Below are 16812 nucleotides of genomic sequence, written 5' to 3' on the forward strand. Positions count from 1 at the left end.
TAATCCATAACCATTTGAGAGCAAAACTGATGCTGGGAATCAATAATTGCATGCCTTTTAGGCAATTCTTACCAAAAATAGTTTGTGGCTGAACTGATAATCCTATAAACAGATAAAAAGTTAATAGGCCAACAGCTTTTTTAAAGCGCTTTCAAACTTCCCTTTTGCCAGATATTGATCTTCCAATTGATTGATAAACGGAATAGGTGTTTCCATACTTGCTACGCGTTTAACGGGTGCATCCAAATATTCAAAGCAATTTTCCATAATTAAAGCACTCAGGTCACTTGCAATTCCGCCAAACATAGAATCTTCCTGCAGAATGATGGCGCGTCCGGTTTTCTTAACTGATTTGTATATGGCATCGGTATCTAAAGGTTGTAAGGTCCTCAAATCGATGAGATCAGCAGAAACATCTACATTGTTTGCTAAAGTGTTTAAAGCCCAATGCACACCAGCACCGTAAGAAATGATTGTAATGTCATCCCCTTCTTTTAAGAGCGATGCTTTTCCGAAAGGAATTGTAAAGTAATCTGTTGGAACATCCTGTCTTATACTTCTGTACAGCGCTTTATGTTCAAAATACATCACCGGGTTCGGATCGTTGATGGCGGTTGCCAGGAGCCCTTTGGCGTCATAAGGAAATGCGGGATACACCACTTTCAATCCTGGTGTTTTAGTAAACCAAGCTTCGTTGGTCTGCGAATGAAAAGGTCCAGCAGCAACACCAGCACCACATGGCATCCTGATCACTACATCTGCATTTTCATTCCAACGGTAATGCGATTTAGCCAAATAATTAACAATCGGGTTGAATCCAGAACTGACAAAATCAGCAAATTGCATCTCCATTACAGCTTTCATGCCAGCAATAGAGAGGCCCATAGCGGTTTCAACAATGGCCGATTCGCATATTGGCGTATTGCGCACACGTTCGCGACCAAACGCTTCCACAAAACCTTCGGTGATTTTAAAAACGCCACCGTATTCAGCAATATCCTGGCCCATAATCACAAGATCAGCATGGCGCTGCATACTCTGTTTTAAACCTTGAGACACGGCATCTATAAAGCGTATGTTTTCTGAACCTGACTTAGGGTCAATTTGCTCATAATTAAATGGTTTGTATACGTCATTTAATTCAACACTTTCATTAGGAGTTATGTTGTCCTCAGCGCCTGCCACTTGTAATGCCTCGTCGATTTCAGCTTTAATTGTCTGATGCAATTCTTCATCTTGGGCGGTTGTAAGAATTCCTAAGTTGAGCAGATAATTTCGGTAGTTATTGATAGGATCTTTAATTTCCCATTCGGCCAAGAGTTCATTAGGCACATATTTCGTTCCACTGGCTTCCTCGTGACCACGCATTCTAAATGTCTTAAACTCAATGAGTATAGGACGTGGTCGTTTGCGTATGCTTTCAGCAAGCTTCAATACCTTACTGTACACTTCAAGAATGTTATTGCCATCAAACACAAAGGAATCAATGCCGTACCCCTTGCCTCTATCGGCTAAATCCTTGCAATGGTATTGCTCTGAAGTTGGTGTTGATAGGCCATAGCCGTTATTTTCAATACAAAAAATAACCGGCAATTGCCAAACGGCTGCTACATTTAAGGCTTCATGGAAATCGCCTTCGCTCGTTCCTCCTTCTCCTGTAAAAACAGCCGTAACCTGTCCTTTGTTTTGCAATTTGCTGGCTAATGCAATGCCGTCAGCAACGCCCAATTGAGGCCCCAAATGTGAAATCATTCCAACAATATGATAATCTTGTGTTCCAAAATGGAACGATCTATCACGCCCTTTGGTAAAACCGTTGGCTTTGCCTTGCCATTGACTGAACAGGCGGTGTAATGGGATATTACGCGTAGTAAACACCCCTAAATTGCGATGCATTGGCAGGATGTATTCATTGGTTTGCAACGCCATGGTCACGCCTACAGCAATAGCCTCTTGTCCAATGCCGGAAAACCATTTGGAAACTTTGCCTTGGCGTATCAGAATGAGCATCTTTTCTTCAATTAATCTTGGCTTCAACATGTTCTTATAGAGCTGAATAAGAATTCTATCATCAAGATTTTTCTTGTCAAAATTTATATGGCTCTTGGCAGATGTCAACATAAGGTTAAGGATTTAAAGATCAAATGTAAATAAAAATCGAGAGATTGGCTCTAAACCTATATTCTTTTAGCGTAATAAAGCAGCTACATTTCACAGTATTTTCGTTACTTTTGTAATAAGGACAGTTTAATCTAATACCCTATATAGATATGAATGTGATACCAAGTGTGAATCTTCAGGATTTTGTTTCTGGCGATCCGGTTAGAAAGCAGAAATTTATTGATGACCTAGGCAAGGCTTATGAAGACATAGGCTTCGTTGCACTTAAAGGCCATTTTTTAGATGACCAATTAGTTGATGATCTTTATGGCGAAGTAAAAAATTTCTTTTCGTTGCCTTTGGAAACCAAGCAGAAATATGAAATCCCTGGAATTGCAGGTCAACGGGGCTATGTTTCTTTCGGGAAAGAGAGTGCCAAGGGTCAAAAACAGGCCGATTTAAAGGAGTTTTGGCATTTTGGACAATATGTAGAAGACGATCCTGTCCGTGCCAAGGAATATCCTCAAAACGTAACGGTTACAGAATTACCAAGATTTAATGAGGTAGGCAAAGAGGCCTATGCAATGCTGGAAAGAACAGCAAAATACGTGCTTCGCGCTTTGGCACTTCATTTAGGGTTGGAAGAAACCTATTTTGATAATTACATTCATAATGGCAATTCTATTTTACGGCCTATCCATTATCCGCCCATCCTTGAGGCACCTAAAGACGCGGTGCGAGCGGCAGCGCATGGCGACATTAATTTAATTACGTTATTAATGGGGGCTCAGGGTCGTGGTCTGCAGGTACAAAATCATAAAGGCGAATGGATTGATGCCATTGCCCAACCTGATGAATTGATGATCAATGTTGGCGACATGCTCTCACGTCACACCAATAACAAATTAAAATCAACCATTCATCGTGTCGTTAATCCGCCAAAAGAACTATGGGGAACCTCACGATATTCCATTCCATTTTTTATGCATCCCATCAGTGAAATGAAATTGGATGTTTTGGAAAGCTGTATTGATGAAAACCACCCTAAGCAATTTGAAGATATTACAGCTGGCGAATTTCTAAACGAGCGTTTAGTAGAATTAGGATTGATAAAAAAATAGTTGGCAGTTGGCAGTTTTCAATGGGCAGTGATGCAACTGAAAACTGAGACTGATAACTGAAGACTAAAAACATGGATTTACAAGACCAACTTAAAAAGTTGTTCCCGGAACACACCCCAGAAGAAACTCCTAAAGTTGAACCCTCAAATGTTTGGTTGCAGGATGATCCTATAATTTGTAAATACGAAAAACGAAAAGGTAAGCCTACGACTATAATAGAAGGTTATAATGGAGCTACCGAAGACTTTAAGATATTGGCAAAAGAACTCAAGACAAAGTTGAGTGTAGGCGGAAGTTTTAAAGACGATAAAATCATTATTCAGGGTGATTATAGAGATAAAATTATGGAAATCTTAAAAGAAAAAGGATTTACTGTAAAACGTGTAGGAGGCTAATGGGATTCGGAGTTTTACATATAACCAACGGCAATGCGCTGACCGATTATTTAAACGAGCTGAAAATTGAAGGTGACTTTCTAACCTGGCAGGAAATGCTCTGTGAAGGTCCAACTACAGAAGAGATTGAAACTGACGCATTTTTCAATCTCCGAAAGGATTTTCTATTGGAGTTCTACGATATTGAAATTGCCGAGGCTGAACTATTTAGTGAACTCGACGTTTTAAACCATACCGATCAGTTTGCGGAAATCGTGTTATGGTTTGAGTACGATTTATTCTGTCATATCAATTTAATGGCCATTATCAACCTCCTGAAGCAAAAAAAGATTGAGGTTCCACTTTACTTGGTATGCAGCGGACGCATAAAAGGTGAAAAAGACCTTAAGGCATTGGTAGAATTAAAACCTGAACAACTTCAAAGGGAATATAAAAACAAAATTAAACTATCTGGTGAAGATATTGAATTGATGAGTTCTTTATGGCGTATTTATTGCGGTCATGATCATAATCTATTTAAACCCTTTATTGTTCAAAAATCGTCGTTTCCGTATTTAAGCAGTTGTTTAAAAGCGCATTTAGAGCGGTTTCCAGATTCCAAAACAGGGCTATCTACCTTAGAAATGCATACACTCCATATGATATCTGATCATACCATAACCTCAAAACGCCATCTATTGGGCTATATTTTGAATTTTCAAGGGTATTATGGTTTTGGGGACATCCAGATTGAAAGAATGATCAACAGACTGAGTATTTTTTACACTGAAGAAGAAAACCGAGTTGTTCTCAATCGGAAAGGACATGACGCATTGTTGGAAAATCGTGATTTTTCTAAGGACATGGCTTCCAAGATGATTTACGGAGGTGTCAAAAAAATGGATTTTCAGTTCAGTAAAATTGAAAATAAACTTGTAAAATCGACCTAATGGCCATAAAAGCATCAGAACTTATACTCAATCCGGATGGCAGTGTCTATCATCTTAATCTAAGACCAGAACATCTGGCCACGACAATCATTACTGTTGGCGACCCAGATCGCGTTGATCGGGTTACAAAATACTTTGATACTATTGAATTTGAAACAAGAAAAAGAGAGTTTCATACACAAACCGGAACCTACAAAGGCAAACGGATTACAGTGATTTCAACAGGCATTGGTACGGACAATATTGATATTGTCATCAATGAGCTGGACGCCTTGGTCAACATCGACTTAGAAAAACGTGACGTCAAAGACCAACTCACCGCATTGGAAATTATTAGAATAGGAACTTCGGGTTCCATCCAAAAGGATATCCCTTTAAACTCTTTTTTAATAAGTGATTACGCCGCTGGTTTTGATAGTTTGTTGCATTTTTATGACAGTGAACACGTCCAACATCATAAAATTTCAGATGCCTTAGTCAATCATACCAATTGGAGTACTCTAAAATCAAGACCCTATATTGTAAGATGCAACGAAGCTTTGTTGAGTAAATTCAGTTCCGAAAAAACGGTACGCGGTTTTACAGCTACCAATGTTGGGTTTTATGGCCCTCAGGGTCGGGTTTTGAGACTTTCTTTGCAGGATGGCCAACTGAATGATAAATTGTCAAGTTTTAATTATAACGATATGGCCATAACCAATTTAGAAATGGAAACTGCCGGGATTTATGGTTTGTCCGCACTATTAGGTCACAAAGCTTTGTCGATGAATGCCATCATTGCCAATAGAGCAACTGGCGAATTTAGTAAAGATCCAAAAAATCTCGTTGATGATTTAATAAGATATACATTGGGCAAAATTGTGGAATAGCTTAAAGACCCGAATACTCTAATTATAAATTTACATTAAATAACTTCCGTTAAGGAAGACATTCACATTGCTGGATAAATTAATACACTTTTAAATGACAACAGTAAAAATTGGTGGGGTACCTGAACATTTTAACCTTGCGTGGTATTTAACACTGAAAGATGGCGAGTATAAGCAGGAAAATATCAATCTCCGGTGGGAAGATTATCCCGGTGGCACAGGTGCTATGAGTGAAGCGCTTCGGACAGGCGAAATTGATATGGCCGTTATTTTAACTGAAGGCATCATAAAGGATATTGCGGAAGGAAACCCGAGTAAAGTTGTTCAAATATTTGTCGAAACACCACTTATTTGGGGAGTTCATGTTGCGGCTGGTTCCGAATTTAAATCTATCGAGGATTTAAAAGGCAAACGTTGTGCGATTAGTAGATTTGGCTCAGGATCTCACTTAATGGCCTATATCAATGCTGAAAATCATGGTTGGGATTTAGATACTGATCTAAATTTTGAGGTCATACAGGATTTAGAAGGCGCGGTAAAAGCACTGAGCAATGGCGATGCCGATTATTTTATGTGGGAAAAATTTATGACCAAACCTATCGTAGACTCCGGTGTTTTTAGACGCATAGATAATTGTCCTACGCCGTGGCCATGTTTTGTTATTGCAGTTAGGGATGAGTTTTTAAAGGCCAATGAAAATGTAGTTAAGATTGTATTAGAGATTATCAATAATACCACTATCGATTTTAAAGAGATTCCAAGCATAGACCGAATGATCGCCAATAGATATGAGCTCCAATTGGAAGACGTTCAAGAATGGCTTTCTTTAACAGAATGGTCGCAAAGCCATTTGAAGGCGGCTACGGTAAAAGAAGTTCAAGAGAAATTAATGAAATTGGACATCCTTACCGAGCAAAAGCCTTACAGTGAAATCGTTAAAAATATCTAGCTTATGCGTAGAGATTTAACATTTTATTAAGTTTTTGCTGGTTTTGAGCTACTATGGTTCTAAAATTAGCTACATTTGTAGTCCAAATCGTCCTAATTTTTTTGGCATATACAAATTGATATGATCATGACCATTATTTTAATTGTTGTTTCTTTAGTTGCTTTAAATTTCCTACTACTTATATTCAGCTGTAATAAATCTACTAAAAAGAACATTACAGAAGTAAAATCGATGCAACGCTCTGCACCTATTACCAAACAATTGGATCAACGCCAACTTGCTCCAACTGGAAGTTAGCCTTACTAAAATTTTTGTTCCCAAACCAATACCCTCTATTCGCACTTAATGGCGAAGGATGCCCTGAAGTGATAATGGTGTGCTTGGAGGCATTTATTAACTTAGCTTTATTTTTGGCAAAACCACCCCAAAGTAAAAAAACGACGTTATTTTTTTGATCACTAATTGTTTTAATAACCTGATCCGTAAAAGTTTCCCAACCTTGTTTTTGATGACTGCCGGCAATTCCCGCTCTCACCGTTAGCGTTGCATTGAGCAATAAAACGCCTTGTTTCGCCCACTGATCTAAATTCCCTGAGGTTGGATATGGCTTATTTAAATCAGACTCTAACTCTTTAAAAATATTTCTTAGGGATGGCGGATGCGCCATGCCATCATTTACCGAAAAGCACAAGCCGTTGGCCTGCCCAGCACCGTGGTATGGGTCTTGACCAATAATCACCAATTTAACTTGATCAAATGGCGTCCAATTAAAAGCATTGAAAATGGCTTCTTTTTTCGGATAACAGGTATGATTGGCATATTCATGATCTACAAATGCCATTAGCGATTTAAAATAAGGTTTCTCAAACTCTGATTGAAGCATTTTCTGCCAACTGGAATGGATATTAATCTGCATGGTTAGTTTTAGGTTTTGGATAAAAATAAGATGATTTTTTGTATGTCAACAAATAGACGTGCCAAAACTTTAAATTTCCGTAAATTTGCTCCAAATTAAAGTTCCCCTAAAAGAGAATGCACATTCAAGATAAAACCTTAAAAGATATTGAATTTTATACCGTCTTAAACCAAATGGCGGATTATTGCGTTACGCACTTGGGAACTGAAAAAGCCTTACAGATTAGGCCATTCAGAAGAAAAGATGAAATTCTGACAGCTTTAGAGCTGACCAATGATTATTTGGCGTCTTTTGAAAATGAAAACCGCATTCCAAATCATGGGTTTGAGCCTATCACCAAGGAAATCCAACTTTTAAAAATAGAAAACTCATTTCTGGAACCCAGTAGTTTCAAAAAGATCAAGGCTATTTCAATTTCAAATAATGAAATAATCGGTTTTTTAAAGAAATTTAAGGAGTATTACCCCAACTTATTTGAGTTCTCTACCCCTATTCCCGTTACCACTGAATTGATTCATGAAATAGATAGCGTCATTGATCGGTTTGGAGATGTTAAGGACGGTGCATCGCAGGAACTATTAAGATTAAGACAAGAGATCAATGCTATTAGAGGCAAAATCAACCAAAGTTTTATGTCAGCCCTCAACGCTTATAGCGGCATGGATTATTTAGATGATATTAGGGAATCCGTGGTTGAAAATAAGCGGGTATTGGCAGTCAAAGCAATGTATAGGCGTAAAGTGAAGGGCGCCATTTTGGGAGGTAGTAAAACAGGCAGCATTGTTTATATTGAACCTGAAGCAACGTTTAGATATACACGCGAACTCAATAATTTAGAATTCGAAGAAACAGAAGAAGTCAACAGGATATTAAAACAGCTGACTGATTTTATGAGACCATTTCGAGATTTGTTAATGGACTATCAAAGTTTTTTGACGGATATCGACGTTATTTTTGCCAAAGCGAAATATGCACAATCCATCAATGCGCTGCTGCCGGAAATTACTGAAAACAAAGACTATATTCTCAGAGATGCCATCCATCCGTTGCTTTATATTTCAAACCAAAAAAAGAATATCAAAACCTTTCCACAATCCATAGAATTACATCCTGAAAATAGGATTATTGTTATTTCAGGACCTAATGCAGGTGGGAAAAGTATTACTTTGAAAACGGTGGGGTTGTTGCAGGTCATGTTACAGAGCGGACTGTTGATTCCAGTACATGAACGTAGTAAAATCTGCTTATTCAATCGAATATTAACTGATATTGGTGATAATCAATCGATTGAAAACCATTTAAGCACGTATAGTTACCGATTGAAACGAATGCATTACTTCCTTAAGAAGTGTAATAACAACACGCTTTTCTTAATTGATGAATTTGGAACCGGTAGTGATCCGGAACTGGGCGGCGCTTTGGCCGAAACATTTTTGGAAGAGTTTTATCACAGGGAAGCCTACGGAATTATCACCACCCACTACTCCAATCTTAAAGTTTTGGCCAACGAATTGCCATTTATGCAAAATGCCAATATGATGTTTGATGAGAAAAGTTTGGAGCCTATGTTTAAACTTGCACTAGGTCAAGCGGGAAGTTCCTTTACCTTTGAAGTGGCCCAGAAAAATGGAATTCCATATAGTTTGATCAACCGCGCAAAAAAGAAAATTGAACGCGGAAAAGTACGGTTCGATGCCACGATCGCAAAGCTCCAGAAAGAACGTTCTAAATTGGAAAAAACAGAACGTTCTCTTAAAGTTAACGAACAGAAAAAATTGAACGAAGCTGAAAAGCTTGAGGAGATCAATCAGAAGATCCAGAGAAAGCTTGAGAGCTATCAAGAGTTGTACGACAGCAATCAACGGCTGATTTATTTGGGACAAAAGATGGATGATTTGGCAGAGCGCTATTTTAACAACAAGCAAAAGCGTGAACTGATGTCTGAGTTGTTTAAAATTGTCCAAATTGAAAATTCCAAGCGAAAGAAAGTTCCGGCCAAAGTGCAGAAGGTACAAAAAGCAAAGGCGAAAAAAGTTATTAAGGAAGCTGAGAAAACGGTTGACGTCATTCGTCAGAAAAAGAAAGCTGCCAAGAAGAAAGTTGAGGCTGCTCCAAAACCAAAGCCGAATTTTAAGATTGGTGACCGCGTCAGATTACAGGATGGTAGAGCTGTTGGCAGTATTGATAAAATCGAAAAAAATAAAGCGATTATCAATTACGGTATATTCACCACCAATGTAAGTGTGGACCAACTTGAACTCGTAGAGGCGGCAAAAAAGTAAAACAACAAGTGTATTATACATTTGATTTATAGGTATTTATAGTGTATTATTTAAAGCTATGGATTACCTAATTTTAATACCACTCACTGGTCATCAATATAATAAATCGTAAAAAATAAAGCATCATGTCCATAGATTTGGAGAAAAATAAAAAGCTAATTCTTTTTGACGGGGTCTGTAACCTTTGTGATGCCTCGGTACAGTATGTGATCAAACATGATAAAGACGATGTATTTCGTTATACGACTTTACAGGGGGAAGTTGGTCAAGCTGTTATAAAAAAGTTTAATGTGGATACTAATAAAATGGACTCTATATTACTCTATTCTTCAGAGGATGGTATTTCATATAAATCGTCTGCAGCTTTAAAAATTGCGTCAAAACTTGGGTTCCCAAGAAATTTAATGACTGTATTTTTAATTGTGCCCGCATTCATCAGAAATTGGGTATACGATTTTATTGCGAAAAACAGATATAAATGGTATGGCAAAAAGGAGGCGTGTATGATTCCAACTAAAGAGCTAAGGTCTAAGTTTTTATAATTGAAATCCTATATAAAAAAAAGTCCTCGGCAAAGGACTTTTTTTATTTAACAACTACTTAAAAACTAAATTAATTTCAAACTTAACGATCAATAAACAAACAATAAGTTGATTAATAGCACATTATTTTGATAACGTAAATCTATACAATAGACTTGTGACCAAATAAAATATTCGTTGAAGGGATTAAAATAGTTGATTAAAATGTAGTTGATGCCAATATTATCTATAAATGGCATTAATACCTCCAAATGGAAGATTTTAATATCCAAAGTTCATGATGGCATTAAATTTTATATGACTAACTTAGAAATTAGCCTAATTAGATATTCGTTAAATAGTTGCGATTATCATTACAATGTTGCCAACCTGCTATTATACAGATAGTCGCCGTACATGCTTCTATAATAAACCTTCCGTTCAATAGACTCAATAACCGGTGTGGCAAAATCGACATCATACATTTGTCCCATCACATTTAAACCTCCTGGACTAAAGACGTTAATCTCCATCAACTTAGAGCCTACAATATCGATGCCTACTAAAAACATGCCGTCTTGGACCAATTTTGGTCTGACAATTTCGGCGAGCTCCATAATCTGATCGGTCATCTTTACCTTTTCAGGTTTGCCACCGGCATGTATATTGCTTCTAATATCACCAGAGGCATTGACGCGCTGCATTAGGGCATATTGGCCATCGACCTTTAAAGGCTCGCCATTCATTAAGAAGAGACGCGTATCGCCTCCTTTGGCCTCGGTAAGATACTCTTGGGCAATCACAAATCCGTCACGACAAATAGCATCAATAGTTTGTGAAAGATTGTGTTCATTCTTCTTATCCATCATAAATACATTGGTTCCGCCCGATCCTTGTAAAGGCTTGAGAATCATTTTCTGTTTTTGCTCTTTAAAGAACTCCTTTATCTCATTATGGTCTCGCGTAATTATTGTTTTAGGACGTAGAATTTCGGGGAAGTGCTGAAAGTACATTTTATTAACTGCTCCCGCCAAACTGCTTGGGTGGTTGAGCACCAACACGCCATTGGTCATAGCTATTTCGCCGAAAATAAAAGCCGCGTTATAAGCCCAATCGCGTTCATTGATCTCATCTGCAGGATTATTTCGTAAAAATAGAACATCCAAGTCTTTAGAAGATAAGTTTACAAATTCTTCTTTCTGAATAGCCTTGAAATAGGTTTCTTCACTTTTAAAAGTACGCTCACTTATCGTTTTACATCGCACAGATAGATGCCCTTTTGAAGCATACGACAACTCGCCAACACCAATAAAAAACACTTCATGCCCTCTTTTATAGGCAGCGTAACCTAAAGCTGGCGTGGTATAATTCCACTTTTCTGTAGCGTGGTCATTTATTATAAATCCTATTTTCATTTTGTCTGATTTTATTTCACAAGATCAACAATATCCATCCCCTTTCTTAACTTTTTCAAACGTTCCTTTACCTCATTACGTTCTAAAAAACTTGGAAGTATAGGTTGTTTCAAAACATCTCTGTAAAGCAGTTCTTCAACTAAAGCAATATGAGTGGTGTTGAACTTACCAGTGTATAGCGGTTCAAGCTTCCCACCATTTTTAAGGTAGCCCATCAAATCTATTAGTCCGGCAAGATAAACCGCATCTTTAGTAAGTCCGCCGCCCCGATAAACACGCATGCTAATATAATAGGCCACACGATCAGGAAAAGCATACGACTTTCTTAGTAAATTAAATGTTTCGATAAAGCTGGCATTCCCAACCATGGCGTTTACAGCAATAACGCGTCCTGCCAATAATCTTAAACGGTTAACGGTCAGGCCTCCAACCAGATATTCAGCAATAACGGCCAAGCCTTCCTGTAATTGGTCGTAACCTTCAAATCCGCTGTACATCTGTCTTAAGGGTTGGCTTTTGCCATTGCAATAAGTCAATATATGGGTGCCTACTTCGTGTTGGATCAAAGCATCACAGCGTTTAGCATCCAAATTCATTTCATTATTAATAAGCAACTTGGACTTGGAGACCATGATGCCAGCAACATCATCCCTTACTTCAATACCAAGATCCATTTCCGGAAATCTTTGAGCGTAATAATCAATCTCCTTTTGTGCATGTTCTGCAAATTCGGCACTATTAAAACGTTTGGAGCCTTGAATGACCTCTCCTGCTGGATAAGTTTTTAGGATGTGTTGTGCCGCAACCAAGACATCTTTCCGGATGACTCCGTAAAGACTTTCACCAATAAATCTGAAATTATCAGTGCCACGCTCTTCGAGCATAATCAATTGTTTTTCAATTTCTAAACGTTTTCCTCTTAGAATAAAAGCAATTGTTGGATCTTCAACTAAATCAATTGGAATATTAAAAAGCTTACGCTTCTCCAACTCGGGGTCTATCGCAATCAATCTGTATTTAAAAGATGGTGTGACCGTATATTCATTCTGCTCAAACTTGTCCCATTCTTCGTTACTGTTTACCGGTGTCACTCGTAAAAGAAAAGACATCCGTTCACTAATTTCTGAAATTTTAGTATCTGAGGAAATGGTGACAGCATCAATATGGGTCTTGCCAAGCATTAAATAATTTTCAAATGCATCGGTGGTTTGCACTCGTATAAACTCGTAAACGGCCCTTTTAATAGTTTCAGAAAAAATAGTGTAGAACTTTCTGAAAAATAACGAATACAATTCATCAGTTTCAGAGTTTTGATAAACCACAGGTACTGAAATACCAATAATTAAAATTCCTGATTTCTTAGTCGTAGAGATGTCTGATAACGGAGATAAATGCTTAGGGTGTCTAAATTGCGTAGGAATTATTTTAGTGGTTACAATAGGAAGTGTCTTTTTTATTTCGCTGAATCCCTCCTTAAGCGCATTTAAGGTTTCTGTAGATTTGTCCTTTGGTCCGTAAATTTGAAATTGATTTTTAAGCGCCTCCTTATCGGGCCATAACTCTAAAATCAGAAAAGTTTCAAACTTTTCAGAAACGATCAATCGTATGGCTTCCAATAGATGCGAAATATCTATCGATTCTTCAACAATAAGATAAGATGCTTGCGTTTTAAGAAGTCTTGAAAAATAAACATCTAAATCCTTGTACCTGTAGACACAAATAAATGGTAGCAATTTGTCAATATGCAACAATCCGTTTTTTGGCAATTCGGTATTTACAGGAACATTGTCAGCGATATTTTTGCAAATGTTTTGAACAAGTTCAGCATCTATATGGTAATCTTCCGTCATTTAATTAGAATATATATTGTAAAAGTTTGAAGCATGCTCTGGCAATTGCTTTTTTAAACCTTTCCTGATGGCAGAAACAACTTCTGGATAGATTATTTGTCCAAGTTCATCACAATAAATCTTGGCTACTTCTGTTGCCAAAACCAAAGTGTTGTTAAAGTTGCTGGTAATAAATTTCAAAAAATAGCCATTTCCCTGAAAGGTATCATTTATTTTGGCCGTTGGCGGAATCTCATTTGGTAACTTAATTTGTGATAACTGCTCTCGCCATTCTTCTACGGCATTTTCAAATCGTTTATTGTCTATATTTGAGGTGCCTAAGTTCCACGTTGGTACTTCTCTGTCCCAGCGCTTCCAATTATAACTATGCAGATCATAAACTACACAGCATCCGAATTTGAGTTCCAGTTTTCTAATTAAGCTATGGACCACCTTATAAAAATTCTGATGCTTTTCAAGGCTTTTTGACCTTTCGTCTTCAGTCAAAGGTTCTTTCCAGAGCTGTTTGCCCCAAGCGTCATCATAAATAGCCTCATCAGGCGCCCTGTTTAGGTCGTATTCAAATCTTGAATCCATTCCGGAAATCACGATAGGATGTGGTTTCAACATGGTTTTGGTTTTCGGATCCTCCTCGTACCAGCGCTCGTATTCTGAATGTAAGCATTTAGACCATAATTCTTTCCTGAACTGGTGTCCATTATGCACTGCAGCACATGCATAAGGTACATAATTGTCTATTTTTATAGTAAACGAATAGTCAGAAGCAACTGCGTGAAACAGTTCTTCGTCTTCTATTTTTGAAATAATTTCTTGAATTGAGAGTTTTTGCATGAGTTGAATTTTATAAGATGTTATGAGCTTTTAAAAGACATAAAATTCTCACATCTACACAAATTTATCGAATAAAGTGTTGTTAACCCCCACTCGAAATGATAAATAATAGTTAATATCTATTTTTAATGAGCAAGAATATAAGGTCAACGCCACCTCATTTTTAAAACAACAATAATAGGATGTGCTCAGGTTTTTAGAATACCTTTGCGGACTTGCTAAAGAATTCAGAGATGCAGACAAAGTATTATATTGCCGTAATTTCAGCCTTTACTATTTGGGGCTTTTTTAGTATTGCGCTAAAGTCTCTTGACTCTTTTACGGCTTTTGACATTCTGAGTTATCGGACTTTGGGCTCAGTAGTCATCATGCTGTTCGTTTCTTTAGCGCTTCGACCAAAGGCATTAAAAACAAATATTAAATTATTCAATTCATTTACTGCCAAAGACAAACGGCGAATCATTATTATTAATATTTTAAGTGGACTATTTCTGGCGCTCAACTGGTATATTTTTATTTATGTAATGAATAATGTCAGTGTAAGTGCTACGTCTTTGGCATATCTTATTTGTCCAATTTTAACCATGGTTTTGGCTTTTCTGCTCCTAAAAGAAAAGCTTTTTAAATTGCAATGGGTCTCCGTAATATTGAGTTTAATCGGGTGTTTGTTACTCTCATTGGGTAATTTTACCGATTTGTTTTACAGTCTGGTCATAGCACTGACCTATGCACTGTATTTGGTTTTACAACGAAAAAACCAAGAGATGGATCGTTTTTTGATTTTAACCTGCCAAGTGTTTTTTGCAGTCGTCTTTTTGTTGCCATTCATCATTACCTACGATTCACCTAACATAAAAACACCATTTTTTTACGGAATGTTGGCATTGATTGCGGTGGTATTTACAATCATCCCGATGTTTCTTAATATTTATGCCCTAAGAGGTTTGAACTCTTCTGTAGTAGGCGTATTTATTTATTTGAATCCGCTTATTAATTTTATGCTTGCCATTTTCTATTTCAATGAAAAGGTCAGTTTAATTGAAGCCATTTGTTACCTCTTGATTATTATTTCTATTGTCATCTTTAATTTTGCTGCAATAAAAAACAGAATCAACCGAAGGCGTGCCGCGCATATTTGATTTTAAGATTTCAAATCGAAAGTTTCTGTTGGGTCTTTGTCATCTTCATATTCCAACATATTTTCACCATCGGCTATTATGGAACAAACGGTAGCATCTCCCGTAACGTTAACCACAGTTCTAAACATATCTAGAATACGATCAACTGGAAAAATAATGGCAATCCAAGCAGGATTGAGTCCTACGGAATCCAACACGATAATTAGCATCACCAAACCTGCGCTAGGCACTGCTGCAGAACCTATTGAGGCCAATGTAGTGGTCATGACCACGGTAAGTTGCTGACCTATGGTTAGATCAATCATATGCAACTGAGCTAAAAATATCACTGCTACGGCTTGGTATAAGCTTGTTCCGTCCATATTGACGGTGGCACCAATAGGCAGGACAAAGCTGCTAATTTTTTTATTGACACCAAGGTTTTGTTCAACACATTCCATAGTGACAGGAAGAGTTGCTGCACTGCTCGATGTTGAAAATGCCAAGGTCTGAGCTGGACTCATGGCTTTAAAAAAGCCAACATAAGGTATCTTTTTAACAAAGGACTTCAAAATGGCAGGATAGGTTATAAATATCATAATTAACAGGCCGCTAAGCACAGTTAAGGAGTACCAGCTTAGACCTTTAAATATCTCGACAACCTTTCCAATGTCATCCCCAGCCATTTTACTGACAACACCAGCCAATAAGGCAAAAACAAAAAAGGGCGCTGCTTGCATTACCAAATCCACCATTTTGAGAAACACCTCGTTGATACCATCGACTAATTTTAAAACGGGTGCCGATTTTTCATCCGGAATAAACAAGAGGCATACACCAAAGAAAATCGCGAAAAATATGATTTGCAACATCAACCCGTTATTGGAAAGTGAGTAAAAGAAATTGTCGGGAACAATATCAATTAACGGCTGCAGAGGTGTTGTTTCCTTGCGTTGATCGGCGGTGGCAATCTTATCTGAAACGGATACTTCTTTTAAATCTTGCTTAGTTAATTCCGAAATCTCTTGTGCTCTTTCAAAATATTCGGGGTCTTCTAAATAATTGATATCATCTTTTATTTCATGGCCCTCAGAACTGGCCCATATTTCATAATTGATACGATTGTCTATGCGGCTTTGTTCGTCTATGAGCTTGCCAGGTTTTATGGTATTTACTAAAACAAGCCCTAAAGAAATGGCTAAAACTGTAGTCAGAAGATAAATAAGTAAAGTTTTACCACCCATTCGTCCCAAGCTTGAAGGATCCCCAATATTTGCAACACCACCAATTATGGAAAACAATACCAAAGGCACCGCAATTAGTTTCAGTAAATTAATAAAAATAGTCCCGAAAGGATCAATCCAGTTGATGGTAAATGCGCTCCAACCCATGTAACTGGACAGTAACGCCCATAGGATACCAAGGACCATTCCAATGACAATTTTCCAATGTAGTGCTAATTTTTTCATAAGCCTTTCTTCCTGCGAAGGCAGGAATCCTTTTTAATTATTTTTTA

Annotated in this window: 14 protein-coding genes; 8 read left to right on the plus strand and 6 right to left on the minus strand. The window is 37.5% G+C overall.

Going from position 1 to position 16812, the window contains the following annotated elements:
• Positions 1–120: 120 nt before the first annotated feature.
• Positions 121–2121, minus strand: coding sequence for an alpha-ketoacid dehydrogenase subunit alpha/beta (locus H3Z82_RS15630; RefSeq protein WP_182206437.1), 2001 nt, complete (start codon positions 2119–2121; stop codon positions 121–123).
• 149 nt (positions 2122–2270) lie between these two features.
• On the opposite strand from H3Z82_RS15630, the gene H3Z82_RS15635 reads away from it, so the two are divergent.
• From H3Z82_RS15635 to H3Z82_RS15655, 5 genes are all read left to right on the plus strand, one after another.
• Positions 2271–3221, plus strand: coding sequence for an isopenicillin N synthase family dioxygenase (locus H3Z82_RS15635; protein ID WP_182206438.1), 951 nt, complete (start codon positions 2271–2273; stop codon positions 3219–3221).
• A gap of 71 nt (positions 3222–3292) precedes the next feature.
• Positions 3293–3616 (plus strand): translation initiation factor, encoded by a 324-nt coding sequence (locus H3Z82_RS15640; RefSeq protein ID WP_182206439.1) that lies wholly within the window; start codon positions 3293–3295, stop codon positions 3614–3616.
• The gene (locus H3Z82_RS15645) at positions 3616–4545 is read left to right on the plus strand and encodes a DUF1835 domain-containing protein (protein ID WP_182206440.1); all 930 of its coding nucleotides are present in this window, start codon (positions 3616–3618) and stop codon (positions 4543–4545) included. Before H3Z82_RS15640 ends, H3Z82_RS15645 begins: the two co-directional genes overlap by 1 nt.
• The gene (locus H3Z82_RS15650; protein ID WP_182206441.1) at positions 4545–5414 is read left to right on the plus strand and encodes a nucleoside phosphorylase; all 870 of its coding nucleotides are present in this window, start codon (positions 4545–4547) and stop codon (positions 5412–5414) included. The genes H3Z82_RS15645 and H3Z82_RS15650 overlap by 1 nt, the downstream gene beginning before the upstream one ends.
• 94 nt (positions 5415–5508) lie before the next feature.
• A complete protein-coding gene (locus H3Z82_RS15655; protein ID WP_182206442.1) occupies positions 5509–6363 on the plus strand; it encodes a substrate-binding domain-containing protein in 855 nt (284 codons plus the stop codon).
• A gap of 250 nt (positions 6364–6613) precedes the next feature.
• On the opposite strand, the gene H3Z82_RS15660 is transcribed toward H3Z82_RS15655, so the two are convergent.
• Positions 6614–7279 carry a uracil-DNA glycosylase gene (locus H3Z82_RS15660; RefSeq protein ID WP_182206443.1) on the minus strand — a complete coding sequence of 222 codons (666 nt, stop codon included), beginning with the start codon at positions 7277–7279 and terminating at the stop codon, positions 6614–6616.
• Between the two features lie 116 nt (positions 7280–7395).
• Between H3Z82_RS15660 and H3Z82_RS15665 the strand changes: the two genes are divergently transcribed.
• Together H3Z82_RS15665 and H3Z82_RS15670 are read left to right on the plus strand one after the other, a co-directional pair.
• Positions 7396–9561, plus strand: coding sequence for an endonuclease MutS2 (locus H3Z82_RS15665; RefSeq protein WP_182206444.1), 2166 nt, complete (start codon positions 7396–7398; stop codon positions 9559–9561).
• A 125-nt stretch (positions 9562–9686) separates the two neighbouring features.
• Positions 9687–10103: a thiol-disulfide oxidoreductase DCC family protein gene (locus H3Z82_RS15670; protein ID WP_182206445.1), complete on the plus strand. Its 417-nt coding sequence runs from the start codon at positions 9687–9689 to the stop codon at positions 10101–10103.
• 353 nt (positions 10104–10456) lie between these two features.
• Here H3Z82_RS15670 and H3Z82_RS15675 read toward each other — a convergent pair whose 3' ends face one another.
• Genes H3Z82_RS15675 through H3Z82_RS15685 form a run of 3 tightly spaced genes read right to left on the minus strand, consistent with a single transcriptional unit; the run spans position 10457 to position 14178 of the window.
• On the minus strand, positions 10457–11497 hold the full coding sequence (locus H3Z82_RS15675) for a glutathione synthetase (RefSeq protein WP_182206446.1): 1041 nt from the start codon (positions 11495–11497) through the stop codon (positions 10457–10459).
• Between the two features lie 11 nt (positions 11498–11508).
• The gene (locus tag H3Z82_RS15680; RefSeq protein WP_182206447.1) at positions 11509–13347 is read right to left on the minus strand and encodes a flavohemoglobin expression-modulating QEGLA motif protein; all 1839 of its coding nucleotides are present in this window, start codon (positions 13345–13347) and stop codon (positions 11509–11511) included.
• Complete coding sequence (locus H3Z82_RS15685; protein WP_182206448.1) at positions 13348–14178, minus strand: N-formylglutamate amidohydrolase; 831 nt, start codon at positions 14176–14178, stop codon at positions 13348–13350.
• A 233-nt stretch (positions 14179–14411) separates the two neighbouring features.
• Here H3Z82_RS15685 and H3Z82_RS15690 point away from each other — a divergent pair, with 233 nt between their 5' ends.
• Positions 14412–15317, plus strand: coding sequence for an EamA family transporter (locus H3Z82_RS15690; RefSeq protein WP_182206449.1), 906 nt, complete (start codon positions 14412–14414; stop codon positions 15315–15317).
• 2 nt (positions 15318–15319) lie between these two features.
• Here the strand turns inward: H3Z82_RS15690 and H3Z82_RS15695 are convergent, their stop codons facing one another.
• Positions 15320–16765: a dicarboxylate/amino acid:cation symporter gene (locus H3Z82_RS15695; protein ID WP_182206450.1), complete on the minus strand. Its 1446-nt coding sequence runs from the start codon at positions 16763–16765 to the stop codon at positions 15320–15322.
• Positions 16766–16812: the final 47 nt, after the last annotated feature.

Source organism: Gelidibacter maritimus, assembly GCF_014062315.1.
Lineage (GTDB): Bacteria > Bacteroidota > Bacteroidia > Flavobacteriales > Flavobacteriaceae > Gelidibacter > Gelidibacter maritimus.

Bases quoted from the DNA above. Each gene is read 5' to 3' on its own strand.
- H3Z82_RS15630 (WP_182206437.1), bottom strand. From the start codon at position 2,121: ATGTTGACATCTGCCAAGAGCCATATAAATTTTGACAAGAAAAATCTT.
- H3Z82_RS15635 (WP_182206438.1), top strand. From the start codon at position 2,271: ATGAATGTGATACCAAGTGTGAATCTTCAGGATTTTGTTTCTGGCGAT.
- H3Z82_RS15640 (WP_182206439.1), top strand. From the start codon at position 3,293: ATGGATTTACAAGACCAACTTAAAAAGTTGTTCCCGGAACACACCCCA.
- H3Z82_RS15645 (WP_182206440.1), top strand. From the start codon at position 3,616: ATGGGATTCGGAGTTTTACATATAACCAACGGCAATGCGCTGACCGAT.
- H3Z82_RS15650 (WP_182206441.1), top strand. From the start codon at position 4,545: ATGGCCATAAAAGCATCAGAACTTATACTCAATCCGGATGGCAGTGTC.
- H3Z82_RS15655 (WP_182206442.1), top strand. From the start codon at position 5,509: ATGACAACAGTAAAAATTGGTGGGGTACCTGAACATTTTAACCTTGCG.
- H3Z82_RS15660 (WP_182206443.1), bottom strand. From the start codon at position 7,279: ATGCAGATTAATATCCATTCCAGTTGGCAGAAAATGCTTCAATCAGAG.
- H3Z82_RS15665 (WP_182206444.1), top strand. From the start codon at position 7,396: ATGCACATTCAAGATAAAACCTTAAAAGATATTGAATTTTATACCGTC.
- H3Z82_RS15670 (WP_182206445.1), top strand. From the start codon at position 9,687: ATGTCCATAGATTTGGAGAAAAATAAAAAGCTAATTCTTTTTGACGGG.
- H3Z82_RS15675 (WP_182206446.1), bottom strand. From the start codon at position 11,497: ATGAAAATAGGATTTATAATAAATGACCACGCTACAGAAAAGTGGAAT.
- H3Z82_RS15680 (WP_182206447.1), bottom strand. From the start codon at position 13,347: ATGACGGAAGATTACCATATAGATGCTGAACTTGTTCAAAACATTTGC.
- H3Z82_RS15685 (WP_182206448.1), bottom strand. From the start codon at position 14,178: ATGCAAAAACTCTCAATTCAAGAAATTATTTCAAAAATAGAAGACGAA.
- H3Z82_RS15690 (WP_182206449.1), top strand. From the start codon at position 14,412: ATGCAGACAAAGTATTATATTGCCGTAATTTCAGCCTTTACTATTTGG.
- H3Z82_RS15695 (WP_182206450.1), bottom strand. From the start codon at position 16,765: ATGAAAAAATTAGCACTACATTGGAAAATTGTCATTGGAATGGTCCTT.